19 protein-coding genes are annotated in these 22,380 nt (G+C 61.5%); 11 read left to right on the plus strand and 8 right to left on the minus strand.

The features are described 5' to 3' along the window. Window positions 1–43: 43 nt before the first annotated feature. Complete coding sequence (locus DXK50_RS23320) at window positions 44–994, minus strand: LysR substrate-binding domain-containing protein (RefSeq protein ID WP_212631915.1); 951 nt, start codon at window positions 992–994, stop codon at window positions 44–46. 222 nt (window positions 995–1,216) lie between these two features. Between DXK50_RS23320 and DXK50_RS23325 the strand changes: the two genes are divergently transcribed. Together DXK50_RS23325 and DXK50_RS23330 are read left to right on the plus strand one after the other, a co-directional pair. Continuing rightward, window positions 1,217–2,437, plus strand: coding sequence for an aromatic ring-hydroxylating oxygenase subunit alpha (locus tag DXK50_RS23325; protein WP_212631916.1), 1,221 nt, complete (start codon window positions 1,217–1,219; stop codon window positions 2,435–2,437). Between the two features lie 209 nt (window positions 2,438–2,646). After that, the gene (locus DXK50_RS23330; protein WP_212631917.1) at window positions 2,647–3,558 is read left to right on the plus strand and encodes a DMT family transporter; all 912 of its coding nucleotides are present in this window, start codon (window positions 2,647–2,649) and stop codon (window positions 3,556–3,558) included. 80 nt (window positions 3,559–3,638) lie between these two features. On the opposite strand, the gene DXK50_RS23335 is transcribed toward DXK50_RS23330, so the two are convergent. The 3 genes from DXK50_RS23335 to DXK50_RS23345 form a co-directional block, all read right to left on the minus strand. Further along, a complete protein-coding gene (locus DXK50_RS23335) occupies window positions 3,639–4,631 on the minus strand; it encodes an isopenicillin N synthase family dioxygenase (protein ID WP_212631918.1) in 993 nt (330 codons plus the stop codon). Window positions 4,632–4,716: 85 nt separating this feature from the next. Then, window positions 4,717–5,700, minus strand: coding sequence for a GlxA family transcriptional regulator (locus tag DXK50_RS23340; protein WP_212631919.1), 984 nt, complete (start codon window positions 5,698–5,700; stop codon window positions 4,717–4,719). 445 nt (window positions 5,701–6,145) lie between these two features. Then, window positions 6,146–8,182, minus strand: coding sequence for an NADH:flavin oxidoreductase (locus DXK50_RS23345; RefSeq protein ID WP_212631920.1), 2,037 nt, complete (start codon window positions 8,180–8,182; stop codon window positions 6,146–6,148). Window positions 8,183–8,426: 244 nt separating this feature from the next. Between DXK50_RS23345 and DXK50_RS23350 the strand changes: the two genes are divergently transcribed. From DXK50_RS23350 to DXK50_RS23385, 8 genes are all read left to right on the plus strand, one after another. After that, window positions 8,427–9,098: a TetR/AcrR family transcriptional regulator gene (locus DXK50_RS23350; protein ID WP_212631921.1), complete on the plus strand. Its 672-nt coding sequence runs from the start codon at window positions 8,427–8,429 to the stop codon at window positions 9,096–9,098. A 12-nt stretch (window positions 9,099–9,110) separates the two neighbouring features. Next, window positions 9,111–9,929 (plus strand): pyrroline-5-carboxylate reductase family protein, encoded by an 819-nt coding sequence (locus tag DXK50_RS23355; RefSeq protein ID WP_212631922.1) that lies wholly within the window; start codon window positions 9,111–9,113, stop codon window positions 9,927–9,929. A gap of 461 nt (window positions 9,930–10,390) precedes the next feature. Continuing rightward, window positions 10,391–11,566 carry a glycine betaine/L-proline ABC transporter ATP-binding protein ProV gene (proV, locus tag DXK50_RS23360; RefSeq protein ID WP_212631923.1) on the plus strand — a complete coding sequence of 392 codons (1,176 nt, stop codon included), beginning with the start codon at window positions 10,391–10,393 and terminating at the stop codon, window positions 11,564–11,566. 47 nt (window positions 11,567–11,613) lie between these two features. Next, window positions 11,614–12,564, plus strand: a complete 951-nt coding sequence (gene proW / locus DXK50_RS23365) for a glycine betaine/L-proline ABC transporter permease ProW (protein ID WP_212631924.1) — start codon at window positions 11,614–11,616, stop codon at window positions 12,562–12,564. Between the two features lie 60 nt (window positions 12,565–12,624). Further along, window positions 12,625–13,650, plus strand: coding sequence for a glycine betaine/L-proline ABC transporter substrate-binding protein ProX (proX, locus tag DXK50_RS23370; RefSeq protein WP_249187002.1), 1,026 nt, complete (start codon window positions 12,625–12,627; stop codon window positions 13,648–13,650). An 88-nt stretch (window positions 13,651–13,738) separates the two neighbouring features. Next, window positions 13,739–15,082 carry an MmgE/PrpD family protein gene (locus DXK50_RS23375; RefSeq protein ID WP_212631925.1) on the plus strand — a complete coding sequence of 448 codons (1,344 nt, stop codon included), beginning with the start codon at window positions 13,739–13,741 and terminating at the stop codon, window positions 15,080–15,082. A gap of 184 nt (window positions 15,083–15,266) precedes the next feature. After that, window positions 15,267–16,025 (plus strand): SDR family NAD(P)-dependent oxidoreductase, encoded by a 759-nt coding sequence (locus DXK50_RS23380; protein ID WP_212631926.1) that lies wholly within the window; start codon window positions 15,267–15,269, stop codon window positions 16,023–16,025. Between the two features lie 64 nt (window positions 16,026–16,089). Then, entirely contained in the window at window positions 16,090–16,257 is a 168-nt protein-coding gene (locus DXK50_RS23385) for a hypothetical protein (RefSeq protein WP_212631927.1), read from the plus strand. Window positions 16,258–16,549: 292 nt separating this feature from the next. Here DXK50_RS23385 and DXK50_RS23390 read toward each other — a convergent pair whose 3' ends face one another. Genes DXK50_RS23390 through DXK50_RS23400 form a run of 3 tightly spaced genes read right to left on the minus strand, consistent with a single transcriptional unit; the run spans window position 16,550 to window position 19,191 of the window. Then, window positions 16,550–17,254, minus strand: coding sequence for a DUF4198 domain-containing protein (locus DXK50_RS23390; protein WP_212631928.1), 705 nt, complete (start codon window positions 17,252–17,254; stop codon window positions 16,550–16,552). A 12-nt stretch (window positions 17,255–17,266) separates the two neighbouring features. After that, window positions 17,267–17,590, minus strand: coding sequence for a DUF3325 domain-containing protein (locus DXK50_RS23395; RefSeq protein WP_212631929.1), 324 nt, complete (start codon window positions 17,588–17,590; stop codon window positions 17,267–17,269). Next, on the minus strand, window positions 17,587–19,191 hold the full coding sequence (locus DXK50_RS23400) for a PepSY-associated TM helix domain-containing protein (RefSeq protein ID WP_212631930.1): 1,605 nt from the start codon (window positions 19,189–19,191) through the stop codon (window positions 17,587–17,589). Before DXK50_RS23400 ends, DXK50_RS23395 begins: the two co-directional genes overlap by 4 nt. Window positions 19,192–19,639: 448 nt before the next feature. Here DXK50_RS23400 and DXK50_RS23405 point away from each other — a divergent pair, with 448 nt between their 5' ends. Then, window positions 19,640–20,320 (plus strand): response regulator, encoded by a 681-nt coding sequence (locus tag DXK50_RS23405; protein ID WP_212631931.1) that lies wholly within the window; start codon window positions 19,640–19,642, stop codon window positions 20,318–20,320. A gap of 4 nt (window positions 20,321–20,324) precedes the next feature. On the opposite strand, the gene DXK50_RS23410 is transcribed toward DXK50_RS23405, so the two are convergent. Next, the gene (locus DXK50_RS23410; RefSeq protein WP_249186990.1) at window positions 20,325–22,319 is read right to left on the minus strand and encodes a TonB-dependent receptor domain-containing protein; all 1,995 of its coding nucleotides are present in this window, start codon (window positions 22,317–22,319) and stop codon (window positions 20,325–20,327) included. Between the last annotated feature and the right edge of the window lie 61 nt (window positions 22,320–22,380).

The raw sequence follows: 22,380 nt of genomic DNA on the forward strand, positions 1-22,380 counted from the left end.
TTTTTCATAACTTAAAGTGCAGGCAATCAATAACCCTGGTTAATCAGAGCTGTTGCATCAACCAGTCGCGCAGGCGGCAGCAGGCCTCGTCACCTTCCTTGTCCTCGTTGAAGGTCAGGTAGTGCAGGCTCTCGCGGTGCACGACTTCTTCCTCCACGGGGCGTACCAGTACCCCTTGTTCGACCAGATGCCCGATCAGGTGATGCCAGCCCAGTGCCACGCCCTGATGGCTGAGCACCATCTGAATCAGCATGTTGTAGTCGTTGGCGTTGAAGAAATGCGGACTGTCGTGGGCGCGGGTCTCGATATCGATATCGTTGAAAGCCAGCCATACGCCCCAGTCGACGTGCTCGGCGACCTGCGAGCGACCATAGGGGCTGAGGTTGAGCAACACGCTGTCGCGCAAGCCTTCGAGGCTGCGCAGCTCCGGATGCTGCTCGAGATACTGCGGCGTGCAAACTGGATAGATGACGTCATGAAATAGCGGCGTGCTGCGATAGCCCTCGTGCACCTTGGCCATCTTGGTGATGAAGATATCCGGGCGCACGCCGGGCTCCATCGACAGGAAATTCTGCGTGGTGATCAGGTTGAGATCGATGTCCGGGTTGGCGCTGAAGAAGCTCGGCAGACGGCGCGCCAGCCACAGTCCGGAAAACGCCGGCGAGCAGCACAGGGTCAGCACGCGCTTGCCGGTGTTGTGGCTGCGAATGCGCTCGGCGGCCTGGGCGATGTTGACGAAGGATAACTGCACCGCATCGTAGAAGATCGAACCAGCGGTGGTCAGCTCGACGGCGCGCCCGGCGCGGGAGAACAGCTCGGCGCCGAGATAGCCTTCCAACTCGCGGATCTGCCTGCTGATGGCCGCCTGAGTCACGCACAGGGCTTCGGCGGCTCGGGTGAAGTTCTGGTACTTGGCCGCGGCGATGAAGGCTTTTACCGCACGCAGGGACGGCATCTTGATCAGCGTCTGATCGGGTTCGGTATGTAGGACCATAACAACAGGTATTCAATTTCCTGAATAAAAAGTCGGTTCTGTCGGCTATGGCCGCGCTCTAGACTTCTTCTTATTGGCGATAGCATCAAACCACTGATGCTGGCTTTTTGGAGGGTAGCCGAAAGAGCTACCGAGCAATAGCCCCGGTCAACCGGGGGGGGGGTGCCTTTGCGGGCTTCCTGATAACGACTTTCAACAATATTGACCGGGATTGGTGTGGATATGACAGCAGACAACAAAGCGGCGGTGGCAAAGCTCATTCAGCAGCGCAAACCGCGCCATGCGCTGCCGAGCGCGCTTTACAACGATCTCGAGGTATACCGTCAGGACCTCGAGCAAATCTGGCACAAGGAATGGATCTTCGCCGGGCACACGTTCGAGCTGGAGAAGCCGGGGCAGTACATTACGCTGCAGGTCGGCGACTACCCGGTGATCGTGGTGCGCGGTGCCGATGGTCAGGTGCGGGCCCTGCATAACGCCTGCCGCCACCGCGGCTCCAAGGTCTGCAGCGAGCACCGCGGCAAGGCTGCCAAACTGGTCTGCCCCTACCACAAGTGGACCTTCGAGCTCGATGGCAACCTGATCTACGCCGGCAATATGGGCGAGAATTTCGACAAGTCCCAGCATGGTCTGAAGCAAGCCCATTGCGAAGTGGTCAATAGCTACATCTACGTCTGCGTGGCCGAGCAGGCGCCGGACTTCGAGAAGTTCCGCGCCGCCGTCTCGCCTTTTATCGCCCCGCACAACCTCGACGACTGCAAGGTGGCCTTCGAATCCAATCTGGTGGAGAAGGGCAACTGGAAGCTGGTATTCGAGAACAACCGCGAGTGCTACCACTGCGACGGCACCCACCCGGAGCTGCTCAACTCCTTCGTCGAGAACCTCTCGGTGGCCGGCGTCGGCGGCGAGGAAGACCCGGAGCTGGCCGCCCACTGGGATCGCTGCGAGGCCGCCGGCCTGCCCAGCCGCCTGGTGATGGACGAGGATGGGCAGTTCCGCATGACCCGCATCCCGCTGTCGGCCGGCGCCGTCAGCTACACCATGAACGGCAAGCCGGCGGTGGCCCGTCGCCTGGACAACAGCGGCGAAGAGAACATCGGCGCGCTGCTCTACTTCAACTACCCCTCGACCTGGAACCACTTCCTCGGCGACCACGCACTGAGCTTCCGCGTGCTGCCGCAAGGACCGAACGAGACCCTGGTGACCACCAAGTGGCTGGTGCCCAAGGATGCCCAGGAAGGCATCGATTACGACATGGAAACCCTGACCCGCGTGTGGCTGGCCACCAACGATCAGGACCGTCGTCTGGTCGAAGGCACCCAGGCTGGGGTCAATTCGCCGGCCTACGAGCCGGGCCCGTTCTCCGATATCGCCGAGAACGGCGTCTGTCAGTTCGTCGACTGGTACTGCGCGACCATGACGCGCAAGCTCAACGACCAATAGAGCGGACCTCAAATACCTGTCCGGTGTCTCGCCAGTCAGGGCAACAGCGGTTTTCGGCGCGGCAGACATCGGACAGGTCGTAACGATCAACTCCTTCCCGCATGGCGTCTTGTCATGCGGTTTTTTTATGGACGACCGCTCGACGAGCCACCCCTGGGCAATACCAGGAATTCTTCCACGCTTCTTCGTGCCGAGACCAGGGAGCCACCATGCTCAGTGCACCGCATACGGTATTCAGCAGCAGCTATTCCCGAGGCTTTGTATTGGTGCTGCTGGCTGCCTTCTGCTATGGGCTGCAACCTCTGTTCGCACGATATGCCTATGCCGGCGGAGCCAACCCCGTGGGTTTGCTGCTGGTGCGCTTTCTGATTGCCGCTTCCGTGTTGTTGCTACTACTTCGCCTGCGCGGTATTGGCCTGCCCAGTTGGCAACTGACCCGGCAGAATCTGTTGCTGGGTGTGGGCTATGGTCTGGCCGCGCTGGGTTACTACAGTGCCAGCCATTCCACCTCGGTAAGCCTGGCGGTGATCCTGATGTATTCCTTCCCGGCTTTCGTCACGGCGCTGTCGATTCTCTATCTGGGCGAGCGCACCAGCCGGCTGAAACTGCTCAGCCTGCTGTTGGCGTTGTGCGGCGTGCTGCTGGCCACCGGCCTGAGTTTCCATGGCGATCTGGAAGGCGTGCTGTGGGCATTGTTTGCCGCATTCAGCTACGGCGCCTCGATCATCTATGGCACCCATCGCATTCGCCATGTGCAACCGCTGGCCTCGGCGGCCGTCGTGCTGCTGGGCTGCGCGCTGACATTCGCCGTGGCGGCGCTGTACTGGGATGCGCGACTACCATCCGGCGAAGAGGCCTGGAGCGCGACACTGGGGCTGGCTGTTTTCGCCACTATCTTGCCGGTCGCGGCTTTCCTCGCCGGTTCGCCGAATATCGGCTCATCGACTGCGGCGACACTCTCCACTCTGGAGCCGGTCGTGGCGGTATCCATCGCCGTCATGCTGATCGGCGAGCCGGTGAGCACTGGGGTGCTGGGCGGTGGTGCGCTGGTGGTGCTGGCCGCGATCCTGCTCGCCCGGCAAGGCGATAGCCATTCCCCTGAGCCGGCAGACAAGCATTAACTTGAGCTCCAAACGCAGAAGCCAGGGGACGGGCCCTGGCTTCCTGACGAAACGGTCACAACCTTCTGCTCAGGGTTGCATTACCCACCGACAACCACATCCTGTAAATGGGTATAGCTGTCGACGAAGCGCTTATACTTGTGCTGGCCACTGGTATAGGGCGTGTACTTGCTGGGGTTGGTGGCGCTGAGGCAGGTCGGCACCACGTCGACCACGGCATCGAAGTCCAGGTCGATGAAGAACGGTACCGAGTAGCGATCCACGCCGCTGGTATTGATGACCCGGTGCATGGTCGAGATATAGCGGTCGTTGGTGAAGGTCTGTACCAGATCGCCAATGTTGACGATGAAGGTATCCGGCACCGGCGGGGCGCTGACCCATTCGCCATCTCTGTTTTGAACTTGCAGGCCGCCATTCTCATCCTGCGACAGGATGGTCAGAAAGCCGTAATCGGTATGCGCACCAATACCGATCTCTTTCAGGGTGATGTTACCGAACTGCGGTGGGTAGTGCAGCAGCCGCTGAATGGTGATGGGTTTCTGCTGCAGTTTCTCGAAATAGTCCGCTGGCAGATCCAGGCTCAGGGCAATGGCGCTTATCAGCTTGCGCGCCAGTTGTAGCATCGCCGCATGATATTGCTCCATTACCTGAGTGAACTCTTGCGGTGTCTCGGGCATAAGGTTCGGCCCGAAGAATGGAGAGACCCTTTCCTCGGGCAGGCCAAAGTCGAAGCACTCCTTGAAGTCCTTGGTGTTTTTAGGGTCGACGTTTTCCCCGTACATGGGAATGTAACCGCGCAATGTCTGCCCGGACTTGACGATATTCAGTTGATCCTTCGCTTCGAAGGGCTGGGCGAAGAACTCCCGGGAGAGCCGGTATACATCCTTGATCAGAGAAGCCGGGACTCCATGGTTTTTAATATAGAGGAAACCTATGTTCTCACAGATGTAACCGATTTGCCGCGCGACCGAACTAGCATCGCTGCCATCGAGCAGAGGGGCGATGTCGACGATAGGGATTTCATGGAACGAAGTCGATTTGCTAGCCAGACAACTCTCGATTGTTTGCGCCACGGTCTTTACCTCATCTCAGCGGGATTGGTGTGACCGTTAGCTTCCGCTTGTTCGCAGCGGCGAGATATAACAAAGCCGAAGAAATTTATAATCTTTTGTCGCTACGCAAGCGACTCGGGGAAATGCCGTAGGCCTCACGAAAACGCTTGGTGAAGTAGCTCTGCGAAGCGAATCCGGTGGCCTGGGCGATGCTGGCAATCGCCATCGACGTGTCTTCTATCATGGTCCTGGCGTGCCTCAGGCGCAGCTGCAGGTAGTAATTGACCGGGGTGGTGTGCTCATGAGTGCGGAACGCCTGTTCCAGGGTTCGTACCGTAGCGCCGATCTTGTGTGCCAGCACCTCGATGGTGCAGGGCGTTTCAATGTTGGCTTCCATCATCTCAATGGCCGCGCCCAGGCAGGGCGCCTTCATCTTTAACTCGAGATAACGGCGCGCATTCTGTAATTCATTCTGGCTCCTGATCCTATCTTGACAGAATTGCCGGGACACTTTCAGTGCGAAATCGGCACCGTGATCCTGGCTGATTATGTACAGCAACATATCCAGCGCAGTGGTGCCTCCCTGGCAGGTGAAAATACCGTCGCCTACGGTGTACAGGCTTTCTGCGACGGTAACGCAAGGGTAGAGTTCCTTGAAGGCCGGAATCTGTTCGCTGAACAAGGTACAGGAGTTGCTTTGCAATATTCCGGCTTTGGCCAGGATAAAGCTGCCGCTGGAGAGGGAGGCCAGCCTGCATCCGGAGTTTTTCAATGCGCGCAGTTTTGCAAAGAGCGTAGCGTTGTCATAAGTCGCAGCCCGTCTGTATGCACATATGAACAACAAGCTGCACCCCTCTATTCCGTCGAGCCCTTCCGAAACCTTGATTGGAATACCATTCGAGGTGACGACCTCGGTCTGCGTCGGATCGGTATCGCCACTATAGAGGTGATAGTCATAAGCACTGTTTCCCAGAAGAAGGTTGGATACGCTGAGTGCTTCGACTGCCAACGAAAACGAGGTCAGGGCGAAACCGGGAATCAGAATGAAACCTACGCGTCTGAACTCGGTTTGACGCTCTAGTTTGTGCATGGCTGCGATATCTCCGGCGAGGCTTTCAAATCGGACCAGGGCGATATCCCGGCTGCAGATCAAACTGACCGGGAGCCAGCTTGATAACGTTGAAAACCTGGAACTAGCGCAAGTAGCCTGCCAGCGCTGACAACGTGCTTGCCCGTGCACCGCACGCCCGATATCCGCTGGTAACTGCTACGGCGAAGTACGCTCCCTATATGTAGAGCCTCCGGTGGTTTGTGCTGCCCCGCGTTGAGGCTCGATACCTCGGTCTGGTTCGGGCGGCGCGACCAGCGATAAACACCATCACCGTGGGGTAAAACTGCTTATGCCAGATCGGAGTGCCCACCCTCGTTAATCGCTGCTCAGATTTGGTGCGCCGTTTGGCAGGGCGAACCCAAGTGGGTCGGCGTCGACCACGCCCCCGAGCCGTCTCGGAGGCGTGGCGGGTCGAACCAGCGGATCAGAGGTCCTTGACCAGGCGCAGGGCGTCGTAGATGGCTGCGTGGGTGTTGCGCGCGGCCACCGCGTCGCCGATGCGGAACAGCTGGAATTCGCCATCCGGGTTGTCGTCGCGTTGCTGCGGCTTGCCGACGATCAGGTCGGCGTATTCCACCGCGCCGCGGTTGCGCGAGAGCGGCTTGAGTTCCAGATAGAGGTCGTCCAGCGGCCGGGTGCCGTGGTTGATCACCACCTGGTCGACCTGGCGCTGTTTGCGCACGCCGCCATAATCGCTGACGATCTGCGCCACCAGTTCCTGGCCTTCGCGGGCCACCGCGGCCAGGCGATAGGTGACGGTGAAGATGGTGTCGAGCCGTTGCAGCGAGCGCATGTAGGGCACCAGGTTCATCGCCATGACTTCCGGGGCGAAACTGCGGTCCGGGGTCATGATCTCCAGGCGGGCGCCGCTTTGGGCGATGAACTCGGCGGCCTGCAGCGCGGTGTGGTCGCCGGCGTCGTCGAACAGCAGCACGTTGCGTCCCGGTTTGACGTCGCCGGAGAGGATGTCCCAGGCCGAAACCACCAGTTCGTTGCCGCTCTCCAGCACCTCGGTGTGCGGATAGCCGCCGGTGGCGACGATGACCACGTCGGGCCGTTCGCCGCGAATGGTCTCGGCTTCGGCCCAGGTATTGAAGTGAAAGCGCACGCCCAATGCGTCGCACTGGCTCATGCGCCAGTCCATGATGCTGAGCATCTCGCGCCTGCGCGGACTCTGCGCCGTCAGGCGGATTTGCCCGCCGGGTTGGGCGGCGGCCTCGAACACCACCACTTCATGGCCACGTTCGCCTGCGACCCGCGCCGCCTCCAGGCCGGCCGGGCCGGCGCCGACGACGACCACCTTGCGTCGCTGGGTGGCCTTGGCGATCTCGTGCGGCATGCTGGTCTCACGGCCGGTGGCGGCGTTGTGGATGCAGTAGGCCGCGCCACCCTGGTAGATGCGGTCCAGGCAATAGTTGGCGCCGACGCAGGGGCGGATGTCCTGTTCGCGGCCCTCGATCAGTTTGCGCACGATGTGCGGATCGGTCATATGCGCGCGGGTCATGCCGATCATGTCGACCTTGCCCGAGGCGATGGCGTGGCGGGCGGTGGCCACATCCTGAATTTTTGCCGCATGGAAGGTGGGGAAGTCGGTGGCCGCGCGAATCTGCCCGGCGAAATCCAGATGCGGCGCGCTGGCCATGCCCTGGATCGGGATCACGTCGGTCAGCCCTGCATCGGTATCGATGTGGCCGCGGATGACGTTGAGGAAGTCCACCATGCCGCTGTCCTTGAGCCGGCGCGAGATTTCCAGGCCTTCCTCGGCGCCCAGGCCACCTGGCAGGACCTCGTCGGCGGTATAGCGCACGCCGACGATGAAGCGTTCGCCGACACGCTGGCGAATCGCCCGCAGCACGTCGAAGGTGAAGCGCAGGCGGTTGTCCAGCGAGCCACCGTAAGGGCCGTCCAGCTCGTTGGTCAGTGGCGACCAGAACTGGTCCATCAGATGGCCGTAGGCCTGCAGCTCGATGCCGTCGAGGCCGGCGGCCTGCATGCGTTCGGCGGCATCGGCGTAGTCCTTGACGATGCGCTCGATGTCCCAATCCTCAAGCTGCTTGGGGAAGGCGCGATGGGCCGCCTCGCGATTGTGCGAGGGCGAGACCACCGGCAGCCAGTCGCCCTTGTCCCAGCGCGTGCGCCGGCCCAGGTGGGTGAGCTGGATCATCACCGCCGCGCCGTGCTCGTGGCATTCGTCGGCCAACTCCTTCATCCAGCCGACCACCTCGTCCTTGTAGGCGAGGATGTTGTTGAACACCGGCGGGCTGTCGCGCGATACCGCGGCCGAGCCGGCGGTCATGGTCAGGGCCACGCCGGCCTTGGCGCGCTCGACGTGGTAGGCCCGGTAGAGCGCCTTGGGCATGCCGTCCTCGGGGTAGGCCGGCTCATGGGAGGTGGTGATGATCCGGTTTCTCAGGGTCAGGTGCTTGAGCTGATAGGGCTGCAGCAGCGGGTCGTTCGACATGCTCGGGCTCCGGTGAGTGAAGGCATGAGCCTGTAGGGAGAGTTAATGTACACAGGTGTCCATTAATCTGACTTGGATGTACATTTCTCGCAAGCGACATGTCGCGTACGGTTATCGCTTGTCGTAATAGGTGCTGCTGGCTGGCGTTTGATGGCGTTTCGTTAATGTACAGCGGTGTCTTTTTTCCGGACGATGATGAACACTTCACATTGTGAAAGGACGACCGGATGGCTACCATCGACGCATGAACACACCTATCAAAGCGACTGACAGCGGCTGGCGCGGCTCGGCCGATGGCTGGCTGGAAGCGGCATACGAAAGCCTGATCGAATCGGGCGTCGAGGCCGTGCGCATCCTGCCGTTGGCCAAAAGGCTCAAGCTGTCCAGAACCAGCTTCTATTGGTTCTTCAAGGACCGCGAGGAGCTGCTGGCGGCGTTGCTCGAACGCTGGCGGGCGAAGAACACCGACAGTCTGGTGAACCAGAGCCAGGCCTATGCCGAGAGCGTCGCCGAGGCCACGTTGAATGTCTTCGATTGCTGGCTGAACCCTGCGCTGTTCGATTCGCAATTCGAGTACGCGGTGCGCAGCTGGGCCTTGCAGGACCCGCGTGTCGCCGCCGAGGTCGAGATTGCCGATAAGGCGCGTCTGGCGGCATTGACCGGTCTGTTCGTGCGTTTCGGCTACGAGGCCTTGCCGGCCGATGTGCGGGCGCGCTCCATGTACCTGACCCAGATCGGCTACATCAGCATGAACAGCCACGAAGACCTGCTGCTGCGGATGCAGCGGATTCCCGAATACGTGCGGGTTTTCACCGGACAAGAGCCGCAAGCCCGCGAGCTGCAACGCTTCTATGCCCGCCATGGCTATGCGCTGGCGGAGCAGCCGGTGCTGGTCTCGATCGCTTCAGGCTCTTAGGGAGAGACGCCCATGTTCAGTCGCTTGAAGGTCGGCATCATCGGCGGCGGGGGCTGGTTGGGGCGTGCCATCGGCGCCGCTCTGCTCGACAAGGGCGTTGTGGCGCCGGCCGACCTTATTCTTTCCAGCCGCAGCGGGCGGGTAGAGGGCTTCGATGCCTGGTCCGAGGTGCAGATCACCGCGGACAATCGGCAACTGGCGCGACAGGCCGACGTCATCGTGCTGTCGGTGCGGCCCGAGCAGTTCGCCGCGGTCTCCATCGAGGCGTCCGACAAATTGGTGATTTCCTTTATGGCCGGCATCTCGCTCGCCACCCTCGGCGAAGCTACCGGGAGCCGGCGGGTCATCCGCGCGATGCCCAATGCCGCAGCGCAGATCGGCCAGTGCTACACGCCCTGGTTCGCCGCGCCAGCGGTCGACGCGGCCGACAAGGCGTTCACCCAGGCGATGTTCGAAGCCTGCGGCAGCGCCGACGAGGTGGGTCGCGAGGCCGATCTCGACTACCTGAGCGGTCTGGTCGGGACCGGGGCGGCCTATCCAGCGCTGCTGGCCGAGGCGCTGCTGAGTCACGCGCTGGCCAGGGGCCTGCCACGGCACATTGCCGAAAACGCCGTCCGCGGCGTGGTGGTCGGCGCGAGCCAGCTACTCGGGCGCGACGGCATGCCGCCTGCCGAGATGCTCAAGGCCATGTTCGACTATCGCGGCACCACCGCGGCTGGCCTGCAGGCGATGATTAATGGCGGTTTCCAGCAGGCCGTCGAGGCCGGACTGGATGCGGCCGATGAAGCCGCGCGACGTATGCAGGCGCGCTTCGCCAGGCTGCGGCAATAATCACCCCACCGCGGACGACTGGCGGCTTTCACCCGTTACGGTGCCCCCGTCGCTGCCGATAGGTCGGGTGTTGAGCCGCTGCCAGTATGCGCTGCGGTAATTGTCGTGCGTCGTAGGGGAGAGAAGGTGGGCGCGTCTTGGTTGTTATCCGCACTGCAAGACGCGGCTTCGCCGCCTTCCTCGGCCACTTACGTTCGGCTCGCATGCCACGCAGGACGAGGCCTCAACCAATAACAACACGTTATGGTTTGGGCCGAGCAAATGTCGTTGGACGCTATAAACACCAGTCTCTACTTTTAACCCTACAAGAAGGCGGCACTTGCAGCGTGTGTGCCGTGAGTTTCCCCTATTTCAGTTCCTGCCGATCATTAAATAGTCCAGTTTCAAAAGGCACGGTCGCCCCAGTTACACCATGAGGCCGACCGATTGCCGATTGATTACAGATATAAGAAGAGGACGTTATGACCCAAGCCGACGAGATACTCTCGGTCAAGAATGTATTCAAGGTATTCGGCGCCCAGCCGGAAGTTGCCATGAATATGTTGCGTAATGGCGAGTGCAAGGACGACATTTTCCGTAAGACCGGCCAGGTGGTGGGCGTGTTCGATGCCAGCTTCTCGGTCAAGCGCGGTGAAATCTTCGTCATCATGGGGCTGTCGGGGTCGGGCAAGTCGACCATGGTGCGCTTGTTCAACCGCCTGATCGAGCCCACTTCCGGCAGCATTCACTTGAACGGTCGCGAAATCACCGGGCTGTCCGACAAGGATCTGCTGGAAGTGAGGCGCAAGGAAATGGGCATGGTGTTCCAGTCCTTCGCCCTGATGCCGCACATGAGCGTGCTGGAAAACGCCGCTTTCGGCCTGGAGATATCCGGTGTTAGCGAGACGGAACGCAAGGCACGCGCCATCGAGGCGCTGCGCCAGGTCGGTCTGGCCGGGCACGAGAACAGCTACCCACACCAGTTGTCCGGCGGCATGCAGCAGCGCGTCGGCCTGGCCCGCGCATTGACCAACGACCCCAGCATCCTGCTGATGGACGAAGCCTTCTCCGCGCTGGATCCGCTGATCCGCAGCGAGATGCAGGGCGAGCTGATTCGCCTGCAGGCCGAACAGCAGCGCACCATCATCTTCATCTCCCACGATATTGAGGAGGCGATCCGTATTGGCCATCGCATCGCGATCATGGAGGGCGGTCGGGTGGTGCAGATCGGCACTCCTCAGGAGCTGCTGTGCAACCCGGCCAACGAGTACGTGGAGAACTTCTTCCACGGCTTCGACAGCTCCCGCGTACTCAACGCGGGCGACGTGGCGCAGGTCGATCCCGCCGCGGTGTGCCGGGTCAATGGACACGCGCCGGGCTTCAGTGCCGGTGTGCAGTTTGGCTACCTGATCGGAGAGGGTGACCGCCTGCTCGGCGTGGTCGAGCCCGAGACCCTGAGCAGCGACGGCTCAGCCCTGCAGAGCCTGGAGCAGTTGCGTCTGGATCGCCATCAGCCGATCTACGTCGACACCCCGCTGCACGACGTGCTCAACCTGGTGGCTTCGGTGCCTTACCCGGTACCGGTGCTGGATCATAGCGGCGCCTTCAAGGGCACCATTTCCAAGAATCTGCTTTTGCAGACCCTGAGTCGCCACTGAGTGGCCGGCTGCAATCCTCCAGCAGAATCGAAGAGCAGGTAACTCCCATGTCCGAATTCAGCATTCTCGACCCCTTCCAAACCCTGACCATTCCCCTCGGGGACTGGGTGGAAAGCACTCTGAATTACTTGGTACACAACTTCCGCGAGTTCTTTCGCGCAGTGCGCTGGCCGATCGATCAGGTGCTCAACGGCACCGAATACGTGTTGCAGAGCATCCCGCCGTCCATCGGCATCCTGTTGTCATCGCTGCTGGGCTGGCAGGTGGCGGGGGCGCGCATGGGCTGGTTGTGCGCCATCACCCTGACCCTGCTGGGGCTTATCGGCGTCTGGTCGGAGGCCATGACCACCCTGTCGCTGGTGCTCACCTCGGTGTTCTTCTGCGCCCTGATCGGTGTACCCCTGGGCATCCTGACGGCCCGCAGCGATCGGCTCGAGAAAATCGTACGGCCGGTGCTGGATGCCATGCAGACCCTTCCGGCGTTCGTCTACCTGGTACCGGTGGTGATGCTGTTCGGCATCGGCAACGTGCCCGGTGTGCTGGTGACCATCGTGTTCGCCGCACCGCCGCTGGTGCGCCTGACCAACCTGGGCATCCGCCAGGTACCGGAAGACAAGATCGAGGCCGCCCGCGCCTTCGGTTGCACGCCGTGGCAGATGCTTCGGCGCGTGCAGTTGCCGCTGGCCGCACCGACCATCATGGCCGGCGTCAACCAGACCCTGATGCTGTCGCTATCGATGGTGGTGATCGCCTCGATGATCTCGGTCGGCGGCCTCGGCCAGATGGTGTTGCGCGGCATCGGCCGTCTCGACATGGGCCTGGCCACGGTCGGCGGCGTCGGCCTGGTCCTGCTGGCGATCTTCCTCGACCGCCTGACCCAGGCCATGGGCGAGCGCAGCAATGCCGATCCCAGTCTGCGCTGGTATCACAGCGGCCCGGTCGGCCTGGTGCTGCGGCTGTTCGGCAGCCGCCAGTCGGCCGCCAAGGTCAATGCCTGAATTCTGCCAACCCAATCGACACCGTTAAACCGAGAAGAAAACCACAAGAGGTAGATGACGATGATGTTGTACAAGCGTGGATTCACCCAGAAGTTGCTGCACTGCGCCGCGGTTGCATCCCTGAGCCTGCTGCCGCTCTACGGTCAGGCCGCCTCGGCCGAGAAGCCGGGGGAGGGTGTGAAGGTGACGCCGATCTTCCCGAGCATCGCCGAGGAGCGTTTCCGTGGCGAGCTGGCCATGGCAGGCCTGCGCGAGCTGGGCTACGAGGTGCAGGAGCCGAAGGAAACCGAGTACGCGACCATGATGGTGGCGCTGGCCTACGGCGACGCCGATTTCAGCGTGCACCTGTGGGACAAGCTGCACGACAACTTCTATCAGAAGGTTGGTGGTGACAGGGCATTGGTCAAGGCCGGCGATGTGATCCCGGGTGTACTGCAGGGCTACCTGATCGACAAGAAGACTGCCGAAGCACATAACATCAAGTACATCACCGATCTGAAGAAGCCTGAGATCGCCAAGCTGTTCGACAGCAATGGAGACGGCAAGGCCGATCTGACCGGTTGCAACCCGGGCTGGGGCTGCGAGCTGATGATTGATCACCACCTTAAAGCCTACGACTTGGAGAAGACCGTCAGCCACAACCGCGGCTCCTACTTCGCCCTGATGGCCGACACCATCGCCCGTTACAAGGAAGGCCAGCCGATTCTCTACTACACCTGGGTGCCGCAGTGGATTGCCGGTGTGCTGGTTGAGGGTAAGGACGTGGTCTGGCTGGAGGTGCCGCATACCGACCTGCCGGGCGGCGACAACTCGGTTGATACCAGTTTTGACGGCAAGAATCTCGGTTTCGCCGTGGACAAGGTCGAGGCGGTGTTGAACAAGGACTTTGCCGAGAAGAACCCAGCGGCCATGAAGTTCCTCTCTCTGATGCAGATCGCCACCGTCGACGAAAGCGTGCAGAACCTGAAAATGCAGAACGGCGAGAACAAGCCCGCCGATATCAAGCGTCATGCCGACGAGTGGATTGCCGCACACCGTACCCGTTTCGATCGCTGGCTGAAGCAGGCTCGTGCCGCGGCCAACTGAGGCCATTACTGATCAGGTCAACCCTTTTGGGCGCCCGATGGGCGCCCTTTTTTCCTCTCGATTCGAGCCTCGTCCGTGGAGTTCGCGCATGTCGCTGTATTCGTTCGTCCGTGATTTCACCTTCGGCCAGGCACCGCGGCATACCCGTGAGCTGCTGCAGATTTGCCTGCTGGATATCCTCGGGGTCGCCGCCGGCGCCCGCGATAACCACACCAGCCGGATACTCCGGCAGTACGCGACCGAGCACTATCCGGCAGGCAATCTGTCCAGCCGGCTGTTGTTCGATGGACGGCCGGTGCATCCGCTGGGCGCGGCGTGGGCCGGCGGCTTCAACATCGACAGCCTCGATGCCCACGAGGGGCATTTCACCTCCAAGGGTCACGCGGGCGCGACCGTAGTGCCGGCCGTGCTGGCATTGGTCGACGCCTTCTGCCAGCAGGGCCGCGACATCAGCGGCGAGGAGCTGCTCAGCGCCCTGTGCATCGGCTACGAGACGGGGCTGCGCGCCGGTGCCGCGCTGATGGCCACTGCGCCCGAGTACCACGCGTCCGGCGCATTCTCCGGGATCGGCGTGGTGTGCGCCGGTGCCCGCCTGCTCGGCCTCGACGAACAGCGTTTCCGGCACGCCCTGGGTATCGCCGAATACTTCGGCCCGCGTTGCCCAATGATGCGTCTGGTCGACCATCCCTCGATGCTGCGCGATGCCCACGGTGCCGGCGCCTATGCCGGGCTCAATGCGTTGTTCCTCGCTCAGGCGGGCGTCACCGGGGCGCCCGCCGAGACGGTGGAAACCTCTGCCGTGGCCGCGCAATGGCATGATCTGGGCCAGCGCTGGGAGATCGATGCGCAGTATTTCAAACCCTGGCCGGTATGCCGCTGGGCGCAGCCGGCGTTGACCGCGCTGACCGCTCTGCTCGCCGAGCATCCGCAGATCGACGGCACGACCGTCGAGCATATCCGGGTCGAGACCTTTCACGAGTCCATGCGTCTGCAGGGCCATATCCCGGCCAACGCCGACGAGGCGCAGTACGCCCTGGCATTTCCGTTGGCGGCCCTGGTTGCGCGTGGCCAGGTCGGACCGCTGGAAGTGACCGGCGAGGCGATTCATGCCGCCGACATCCTCGCCGTGAGCCGGCGTATCGAGATCGTCGAGGCCGAGGATCTTTCGGCTCGTTTCCCCAACGAGATCCTGTCGCGGGTGACGGTGACGCTCAAGGACGGTCAGCGCTTCGCCAGCCCGATCTCCGCGGCCAAGGGCGACCCGGCCACCGCCATGAGCGCGGCGGAGTTCAGCGCCAAGTTCCATCTGCTGGCTGGCGTCAGCCTCGAGCAAGACCATCGTGACGCCATCGAGCGGGCCGTAGCCGAGCTACCGACCAGGTCCGACTGCTCGGAGCTGTTCCAGCTCCTGTTCCGGATGGACGATGCCTGATCGAGCGGCGGCAACCGACGAGGTGGCGCATGTGGCATGAAGCTCGCGCAGCCGTCCCCCTGTACGTCGACGGGGCGGGAGAAGTCGACCGCGATCGCCATGCCGACACCGTAGACAGCTCGCTATAAGGTCGGCGAGCCCTTGAGGCTACCGGTACCGAGGCGGTATCGACTGAGGAGACAAGATGTTACTGACTGGAAAAAATGCCCTGGTAACCGGCGGGGGGCGCGGCATTGGCCGCGGTATCACCGAGAAACTCTTGGCCGCCGGAGCGCGAGTGCTGGTGGCCCAGCGCCAAGCGCTGGATGCCGATCTGGCGGATAATCCGAACCTGTTCTACGTCGAGGCGAACCTTGCCGATTCAGGGGCCCCGGCAGATATCGCCCGAGCCGCTTCCGAGTTGCTCGGCGGTGTCGATGTGCTGGTGAACAACGCCGGCTTGATGTTCGAGCAACCCATCGAGGAAATGAGCGAGCAGGACTGGGATCGCATGATGATCCTCAACCTGCGGGCGCCGGTATTTCTGGCCCGAGAGCTTTTGGGGCAGATGCGCCGACGGGGCGGTGGAAGCATCATCAATATCGGCTCCATCGAGGGGCTAAGCGCCAATCCCGAACATGCCGCGTATTGCGCGTCCAAGGCAGGGCTACATGGTCTGACTCGGGCACTGGCAGTGGATTTGGGGCGCGACGGCATTCGCTGCAACGCCATCGCTCCGGGATGGATCGATTCCGATCTGAGCAATGCCTACATCGACGCGCAACGCGATCCTGCAGGTGCCCGTCTAGGGCTTCTCGCCATGCACCCGGTCGGCCGTACCGGCGCGCCGCAGGACATCGGCGGGGCGGTGGTGTTTCTCGCCTCCGACGAGGCGGCGTTTATCACCGGTCAAGTATTGGTGATCGACGGCGGGCGTACGGCCAAATTGCCGCTGCCGTTCTAGCGCTTCGCCGTGGCCGGTTTCCTGATCGATGGACGTCAGATGACGATCGTCGCTCGAGAGCGTGTTGAAGGACAAGAACCAGATACACCTGGAAGGGGGGCAGTGTGGCGAGCCGACAACGGCTGCGCACCGGGCCGCCTTTGCGCTGCTGGACCACTTCTCGATGATGGCCTTAACCGGCGCAGTGGATGCGCTGGTAACGGCCAAACTGATGAGCGCTACGCCGCTATAAGCTATAAATAGCAGGGTAAAAGGTACCTGCTACACAGCTATGAACGCTGCCGCGCCCCCAGACAAAGCGGGTTTCGACTCCCGGCCCTGGTATTTACCACGACGGGCGCACTCTAGCCCGAGGGTTTCAGGATGGCAACCTACTGTGGCGTAGTTGATTGAGAGGGGACAGTTATTCTCGTTGCAGGTAGGGCTGAGGTCGTGCGATCTAGCTTGAGCTCGCTCGGACGTCATCAGCTTGGGCCGGTGTGTCCTCCTTGCTCTGGCGTCACCTCTACGGTCTTTGCGAGTCTTCAATCTATCGTTAGCAGCAGGCTGGCACTGGCCTCGTAACGGGCGCTACGCGCGTCGGCTTCATCGATATGGTGTCCACTGCGAATGACCCACGACCCAGCTGCAGGCAATTGCAGGTTGGCGACACCATTGGCGTCGGTGTGCGCCACCAGGCGATCCTGCTGTGGTGCCATGGCAGCCACTCGGGCATTGGCCAATGGCTGGCCATCGAACAGCACTGCCACACGCAGGGTATCGCCGGAGCTCAGGTGTGCAGGGTTATCCAGCGGCGCCAGTTCAAGTCGATCACCCGCGCGCAGGGTGTAGGCCTCTCCCGAGCCTTGCGGGTTGATCAGCGCCTTGGCGAAGGCTTCTATACGCAGCGTCTTGGCCGGGTCTTTGGTCTGTTGACCTTTCTCAATGGCGCGATAACGCGGGGCGCTGCGTGCGAGGGCGATGGCACTGCTGGCCGGCGTCGGGACCTCGCCGATGAGGGCCTTGGCCGTTTCGTCGGCGTGCAAGGTGATGTCTTGTTGTCCTTCGGCGCTAAGTAAGCGGAGGCTGACATCGCTGCTACTGAGTAGGCGTTCGCCCTGGAAAAGTTTCTCCGTCATCAGCACCGCTATCGATAGCTGATCGTCAGTTTGCTCGGGCTTGACCAGAAATGTGTGTGCTTGGGCAGCTATGGGGGCCAGCAAAAGGCTAGCAAGTAAAATGATACGCATTTGGATACTCCATCAGATGAGGTGTAAGAAAAGGGCGAACGGCAGGGCGCCGATGCTCAGCGCCGGTACTAGGCTGGGTCGATAGCTGAGCAGCGTAATCTGGGCAAAGGCAGCAAGGCCCAGCACCGATGTCCACAGCGCCAGTCCTATCGAGGTGCCGAGCGCGAAGATCGCGGGTGCAGCAGCACTAGTCAAAAGCAGCCAGCCAAGCAGGCGCAGCAGTTGGCGCCTGAGGGGAACGGGCTTATGCCCGAATACCTGCTCATGATGACGGTCGACTCCAAGACACAGCGAGCCGAAACCGCTGAAGCAAAAAGCAAGGCAAAGCACGATCATGCAGCGGCCTCCTGAGTCGTTTTGCGCGTCTGGCGTACTTTGCTCGGCATGGCTTGGTGGCGGGCGATATGCCAGGTTGCCAGGGCCAGTAGCGCGGCACAGGCCAACAGGGTCAGATCCATACCAGCAAGTAACCATTGGCCTTGGCTCAGGGTCGTTATCAGGTCGCTGCCTGGCAGTAACACGGCGAACAGCGGCAGGCCGCCGAACAACAAAGCGGCGAGGCTGGTCTGTTCGAGCCAGGCACGTTTGTGCGAGCGCAGCAGAGGATGCAGCAGGCACAGGGCCCAGGCCATGAAGAAGCAACGAATCTCCCAGTCGGCTCGTTGCACCAACCCTGCTGGCAAAAGCCGGTTGGCCCAGAAGTAGGCGCCGATAGCCACTGGCAGGCCGGCGATGCTGCCAACGTTGAGAACCTCGACCAGGCGCTGACCGAATGGGGTATGGCCAAGCTTCTTGCGCTCAGGCAGGCGCTTGACCACCCACAGCACCAGCCCGGTGGCGATCATGGCCGTACCCAACAGGCCGCTAAGGAAGAACAGCCAGCGTAGCGGTGGGCCGGCGAAGCGGATCAGGTGCAGGCTGGTGAAGACGTTGTAGATGGCGCTGGCCACGGGCGTTGTCGCCGTTTTGGGACCTTGTAGCGGCTCGCCGGTGACGCCGTTGAAGCGCAAACGCTCGCCATTACCGCGCTCAAGCAGGCTGTCTCCACCACGCTGTCGCAGTTCGATCACGGCCCGCTCGGTGTTGGGTGCGGAAATCGACAGACTGGCGATGCCCTGCGGCCAGCGCTGCTGAGCTTGCCCCAACAGGGGCGTGACGTCGGTCATCGTCGCGGGTTTGTTCGGCGGCTGAGGTGTTTGTGCAAGATCACCTCGGCCGCCGCCACCGCGACCACCGGCCTCATTGAAGAAAGCCTGACGATCACCTTGGTACGCGCTTTCGACGCCCCAGGGCATGAGCATGAACATCAGCAGAAGCAAGCCGCTGTAGGTGATCATGAAATGGAAGGGCAGGGCGAGTACCGCGGTTACGTTGTGAGCATCTAGCCAGGAGCGTTGTCCCTTGGCAGGTCGGAAGGTGAAGAAGTCCTTGAAGATCTTTTTGTGCGTGATCACGCCGCTGACGATGGCGACCAGCATCAGCATGGTCGCGATACCGACTATCCAGCGCGCCACCTCGCGAGGCATGGCGTAGAGCTCGAAGTGAAAGCGGTAGAGGAAGCTGCCACCGCGTGTTTCGCGCACCTCTACAGGTTCGCCGCTGCTCGTATTCAGCGTCAGGCGCTGCCCTCCGCCCTTGCCAATGCGTTCGCCCGGCTCGAACCACTGGATCTGCAATGCCGCATCGCGTGGTCCGGGCAGGCTTACGTTCCATTGCGCTGCATCAGGCGCGTGCTTCTGCAGCTGTGCCAATGCAAGTCTGGCGCTGTCGTCCCTTGGGCCAGAGGCGTGCAGCTCAGGCTTCATCCAGTAACTGATCTCTTCCTGAAAAAAGCTCAGCGTTCCGGTGAGGAATATCGCGTAGAGCAGCCAGCCAAGCAGCAGTCCGGTCCAGGTGTGCAGCCAGGCATTCGCCTGGCGGAAGGCCAAAGGCTTCATACGCTGGCGCTCCGCATCAGGAGATGTGCGGCAGGGATGGCGCACAGCAGCGTCGCCACGCACCAGGCACGTCGCACACTTTTGGCGCTGAAGGCCCATATCGCCAAGGCGCAGTACAGCGCGAAGGACAGCTGCGTGGCGGCGAGCACCGCCTGCGGTTTTGGCAGGGGCAGTGCCAAGGCCAGACTGGCGCAGCACAGAGCGGCAAAGCCGTAGCCCCCCAAGACTGCGAGCAGTGTGCGGGCTGCAATCGTCAGACGATAGCGGAAGGCGTTCTCAGACGAATGAGTGCGTGCCATTAGTGGGCCCGCCGACTGATTGTGAGGCCTTGAGAAGCGAAATACGTTTGTATATTGATGATAATGCTAATCATAATGATTTAATCCTAAGATGCTCTCACTATCCCAGCCTTTGCTGACCGAAGGCTGACAAGCGCACGGTGCATGTCATGAAATTGCTTGTCGTTGAAGACCATCCGGCGTTGGGTGAACTGTTACAGCGCCACCTGCAGCGCACCGGTTTTGTGGTCGATGTCGCAGAGCGCGGGCGGCAGGCTCAGGCGATGCTGGAGCTGAGTCGCTATGACGCGATGATTCTTGACCTCGGCCTGCCCGACATGGATGGCCTGTCGCTCCTGGCTGCACGTTCTGCGACCCGCAACAACGATCTGCCCTGCATCATCCTCACGGCCAACGATGCGCTTGAAAGGCGCGTTGCCGGGCTCGATGCGGGAGCCGATGACTACCTGCTCAAGCCGTTTGAGATGGCTGAGTTACAGGCGCGCTTGCGCGCTGTTCTTCGACGCCCTGGATCGCGCCGCGAGCGCCGCCTGCAACTGGGAAATCTCAGCCTGTGCCAGGACAGTCGAGACGTCTGCGTGGGTACATGCCCATTGCTGTTGTCCAAACGTGAACTGGCCCTGCTCGAGGAGTTATTGCGTAATGCGCCGCGCGTGGTGATCAAGGACCACCTCGAGGAGCGCCTGTATGCGCTCAGCGAGGCCGTCACACCCAATGCCATCGAGGCGTTGGTTTCACGCTTGCGGCGCAAGCTGGCGGATGCCGGTGCCGACAGCAGCATCGAGACCCTGCGTGGGCTGGGCTATCGCCTGACTCTTAACGCAGGGTGACTGCTCAGAAGCTCAGCGCGACGCCCAGATTCAAACGACGTCCGTCCAGGGTCTTGCCGTATTCCTCGCTGGAAATTTCCTTGTCGAAGACGTTGTACAGACCGGCATAGACGTCCATGTGCTTGCTGACCCGGTACAGCCCGCCGAGATCGACCAGGGTATAGGCTGGGCGTCGCTCCAGGTCTTCGTCCGAAACGGTTTCGCTCTTGTAGCGAGCCTTCGCCCAGAAATTCAGGGCATCGGTGGCACGCCAGTCGAGGCCGACGTTGAACATGTGCTTGGGCAGGTTGTTGAAGGGTTTGCCAACGTCTTCTGGAGAGGCTTCGGACTCTGTGATCTCGCTGTCGGAGAAGGTGTAGTTGGTGCGCAGGTCCACTGAGGCGCTCAGCGGTACGTTGAAGAAGGCCTCCACGCCGCGCAATTCCGCTTGATCCTGGTTCACGTACTGGTTGATGGTCTGCCGTGGGGCGATGCCGTTGACGGTGCAACTCGGGTTGTTGGCCGGGCTGGTGCACCACAATTTTTTACCGATCTTGTCCTCGAACTCGGTGAAGAACACGGTGACGCCGGACTGGATGCCGTTGTCCGCATCCCACATCAAAGCCATCTCGTAGTTGATGCTGCTTTCCGGCTGCAGGTCGGAGTTGCCCATGTCGTAAGAGCGGCCACGGCCGGCATTCTCGACAATGCTGGAGTCGGCCTGCTTCAACGAAGGCGCCTTGTAGCCACCGCTGACTCCACCCTTGAGCACCCACTCGTCAGTCAGGCGGTACACGCCATAGAGGCGAGGGATGATTTCTTCGCCATAGTGTTCGTTCTCATCGAAGCGCAGGCCGGCCGTCAGCGAAAAGGCATCGGTCAGGGCGTATTCATCCTCGACGAACAGGGCGCGCTGCCAGCGTTCCAGCGTCATGTCGGCCCCATAGAAGCGCCCCTGGTCATGATCGATGGTTTCCCACTTGTACTCGCCGCCCAGGGTGATGGTGTGGCGTTCCAGCGGAATGAAGGTCTTGCTGTTGATCAGGTCGTCGCTGTACTCGGATTCCGAGCTGCCATTCTCGATTTGTTCGCGGGCCTGAGTCGCGAAGGTGGTGGTGCGAACACCGTTGCCCCAGTTCAGGTCGTGGGTGATGCCGTAATGGGTGCGGTCATTGTTCATCTCACCAGGCGCGCCGCTGATTTCGGTCTTCTGGTTGTCGCTCTCGGCACGCCCGGCTTCCAGCTGGAAGCTGTGCATGTCATTCAGGACGATATCGAGTTTGGCCGTGTTGTTCTCGCTGGTCTTCTCGGGGTAACCACCGATGATGTCGTCCTCATCGCGCTTATAACGCGAGCCGTATAGGCTCAGGGCCAGATGCTCCTGGACCAGCGGCCCGCTTAGGTAATAGCGAGTCTGTCCCGCCGTGCCGGCGGCGTCATCCTCGTGCAGCAAGTGGTCATAGCTGATCTGACCGGACCAGCGCGAAGCAGTGGTCTTCTTGGTGATGATATTGATCACGCCAGCCAGGGCGCTGGAGCCGTACAGCGAGGACATCGGGCCGCGGATCACTTCGATGCGCTCGATGGCCGACATCGGCGGCAGCCAGCCGAACTGGGTCGCACTGCCAAAACCGTTGTAGTAAGCCTCGCCTGAGGAACCCAGCGGCTTGCCGTCGACCATGAACAACGTATAGGCCTCACCCAGGCCGCGGATATTGATCGACGTGCTCTCCAGCTTGCCGCCCGCGCCACCTTCGATGGACACGCCGGGAATGTCCTGCAGTGCGTCGGTCACGTCGCGGTAGTACTTGCCTTCCAGTTGTTCCCTGCTGATGACAGTGATCGAGGCCGGTGCCTCGATCAACTGTTGCTCGTAACCAGATGCTGTGACGACTACGTCTTTGAGGTTCAGCGCTTCTGTACCCTCAGCGGCGTATCCGACTGCTGGTGCCAGCGAAATGGCCGTGGCGAGAACCGTAGGACGAAAACCAAGTAGACGTTTGGCATGTCGCATAGACATTATTGCTGAACTCCCCTTAACGGATAATATAAATGATAAGTGATCTCATTATTGTGGGCGG

Source organism: Pseudomonas sp. KB-10, assembly GCF_018221585.1.
GTDB lineage: Bacteria > Pseudomonadota > Gammaproteobacteria > Pseudomonadales > Pseudomonadaceae > Aquipseudomonas > Aquipseudomonas yangonensis.

Coding starts and splice junctions, on each gene's coding strand:
- proW (WP_212631924.1), top strand. CDS start 11,614: ATGTCCGAATTCAGCATTCTCGACCCCTTCCAAACCCTGACCATTCCC.
- proX (WP_249187002.1), top strand. CDS start 12,625: ATGATGTTGTACAAGCGTGGATTCACCCAGAAGTTGCTGCACTGCGCC.
- DXK50_RS23400 (WP_212631930.1), bottom strand. CDS start 19,191: ATGAAGCCTTTGGCCTTCCGCCAGGCGAATGCCTGGCTGCACACCTGG.
- DXK50_RS23375 (WP_212631925.1), top strand. CDS start 13,739: ATGTCGCTGTATTCGTTCGTCCGTGATTTCACCTTCGGCCAGGCACCG.
- DXK50_RS23345 (WP_212631920.1), bottom strand. CDS start 8,182: ATGTCGAACGACCCGCTGCTGCAGCCCTATCAGCTCAAGCACCTGACC.
- DXK50_RS23340 (WP_212631919.1), bottom strand. CDS start 5,700: ATGCACAAACTAGAGCGTCAAACCGAGTTCAGACGCGTAGGTTTCATT.
- proV (WP_212631923.1), top strand. CDS start 10,391: ATGACCCAAGCCGACGAGATACTCTCGGTCAAGAATGTATTCAAGGTA.
- DXK50_RS23330 (WP_212631917.1), top strand. CDS start 2,647: ATGCTCAGTGCACCGCATACGGTATTCAGCAGCAGCTATTCCCGAGGC.
- DXK50_RS23395 (WP_212631929.1), bottom strand. CDS start 17,590: ATGATCGTGCTTTGCCTTGCTTTTTGCTTCAGCGGTTTCGGCTCGCTG.
- DXK50_RS23325 (WP_212631916.1), top strand. CDS start 1,217: ATGACAGCAGACAACAAAGCGGCGGTGGCAAAGCTCATTCAGCAGCGC.
- DXK50_RS23350 (WP_212631921.1), top strand. CDS start 8,427: ATGAACACACCTATCAAAGCGACTGACAGCGGCTGGCGCGGCTCGGCC.
- DXK50_RS23355 (WP_212631922.1), top strand. CDS start 9,111: ATGTTCAGTCGCTTGAAGGTCGGCATCATCGGCGGCGGGGGCTGGTTG.
- DXK50_RS23390 (WP_212631928.1), bottom strand. CDS start 17,254: ATGCGTATCATTTTACTTGCTAGCCTTTTGCTGGCCCCCATAGCTGCC.
- DXK50_RS23410 (WP_249186990.1), bottom strand. CDS start 22,319: ATGTCTATGCGACATGCCAAACGTCTACTTGGTTTTCGTCCTACGGTT.
- DXK50_RS23320 (WP_212631915.1), bottom strand. CDS start 994: ATGGTCCTACATACCGAACCCGATCAGACGCTGATCAAGATGCCGTCC.
- DXK50_RS23380 (WP_212631926.1), top strand. CDS start 15,267: ATGTTACTGACTGGAAAAAATGCCCTGGTAACCGGCGGGGGGCGCGGC.
- DXK50_RS23405 (WP_212631931.1), top strand. CDS start 19,640: ATGAAATTGCTTGTCGTTGAAGACCATCCGGCGTTGGGTGAACTGTTA.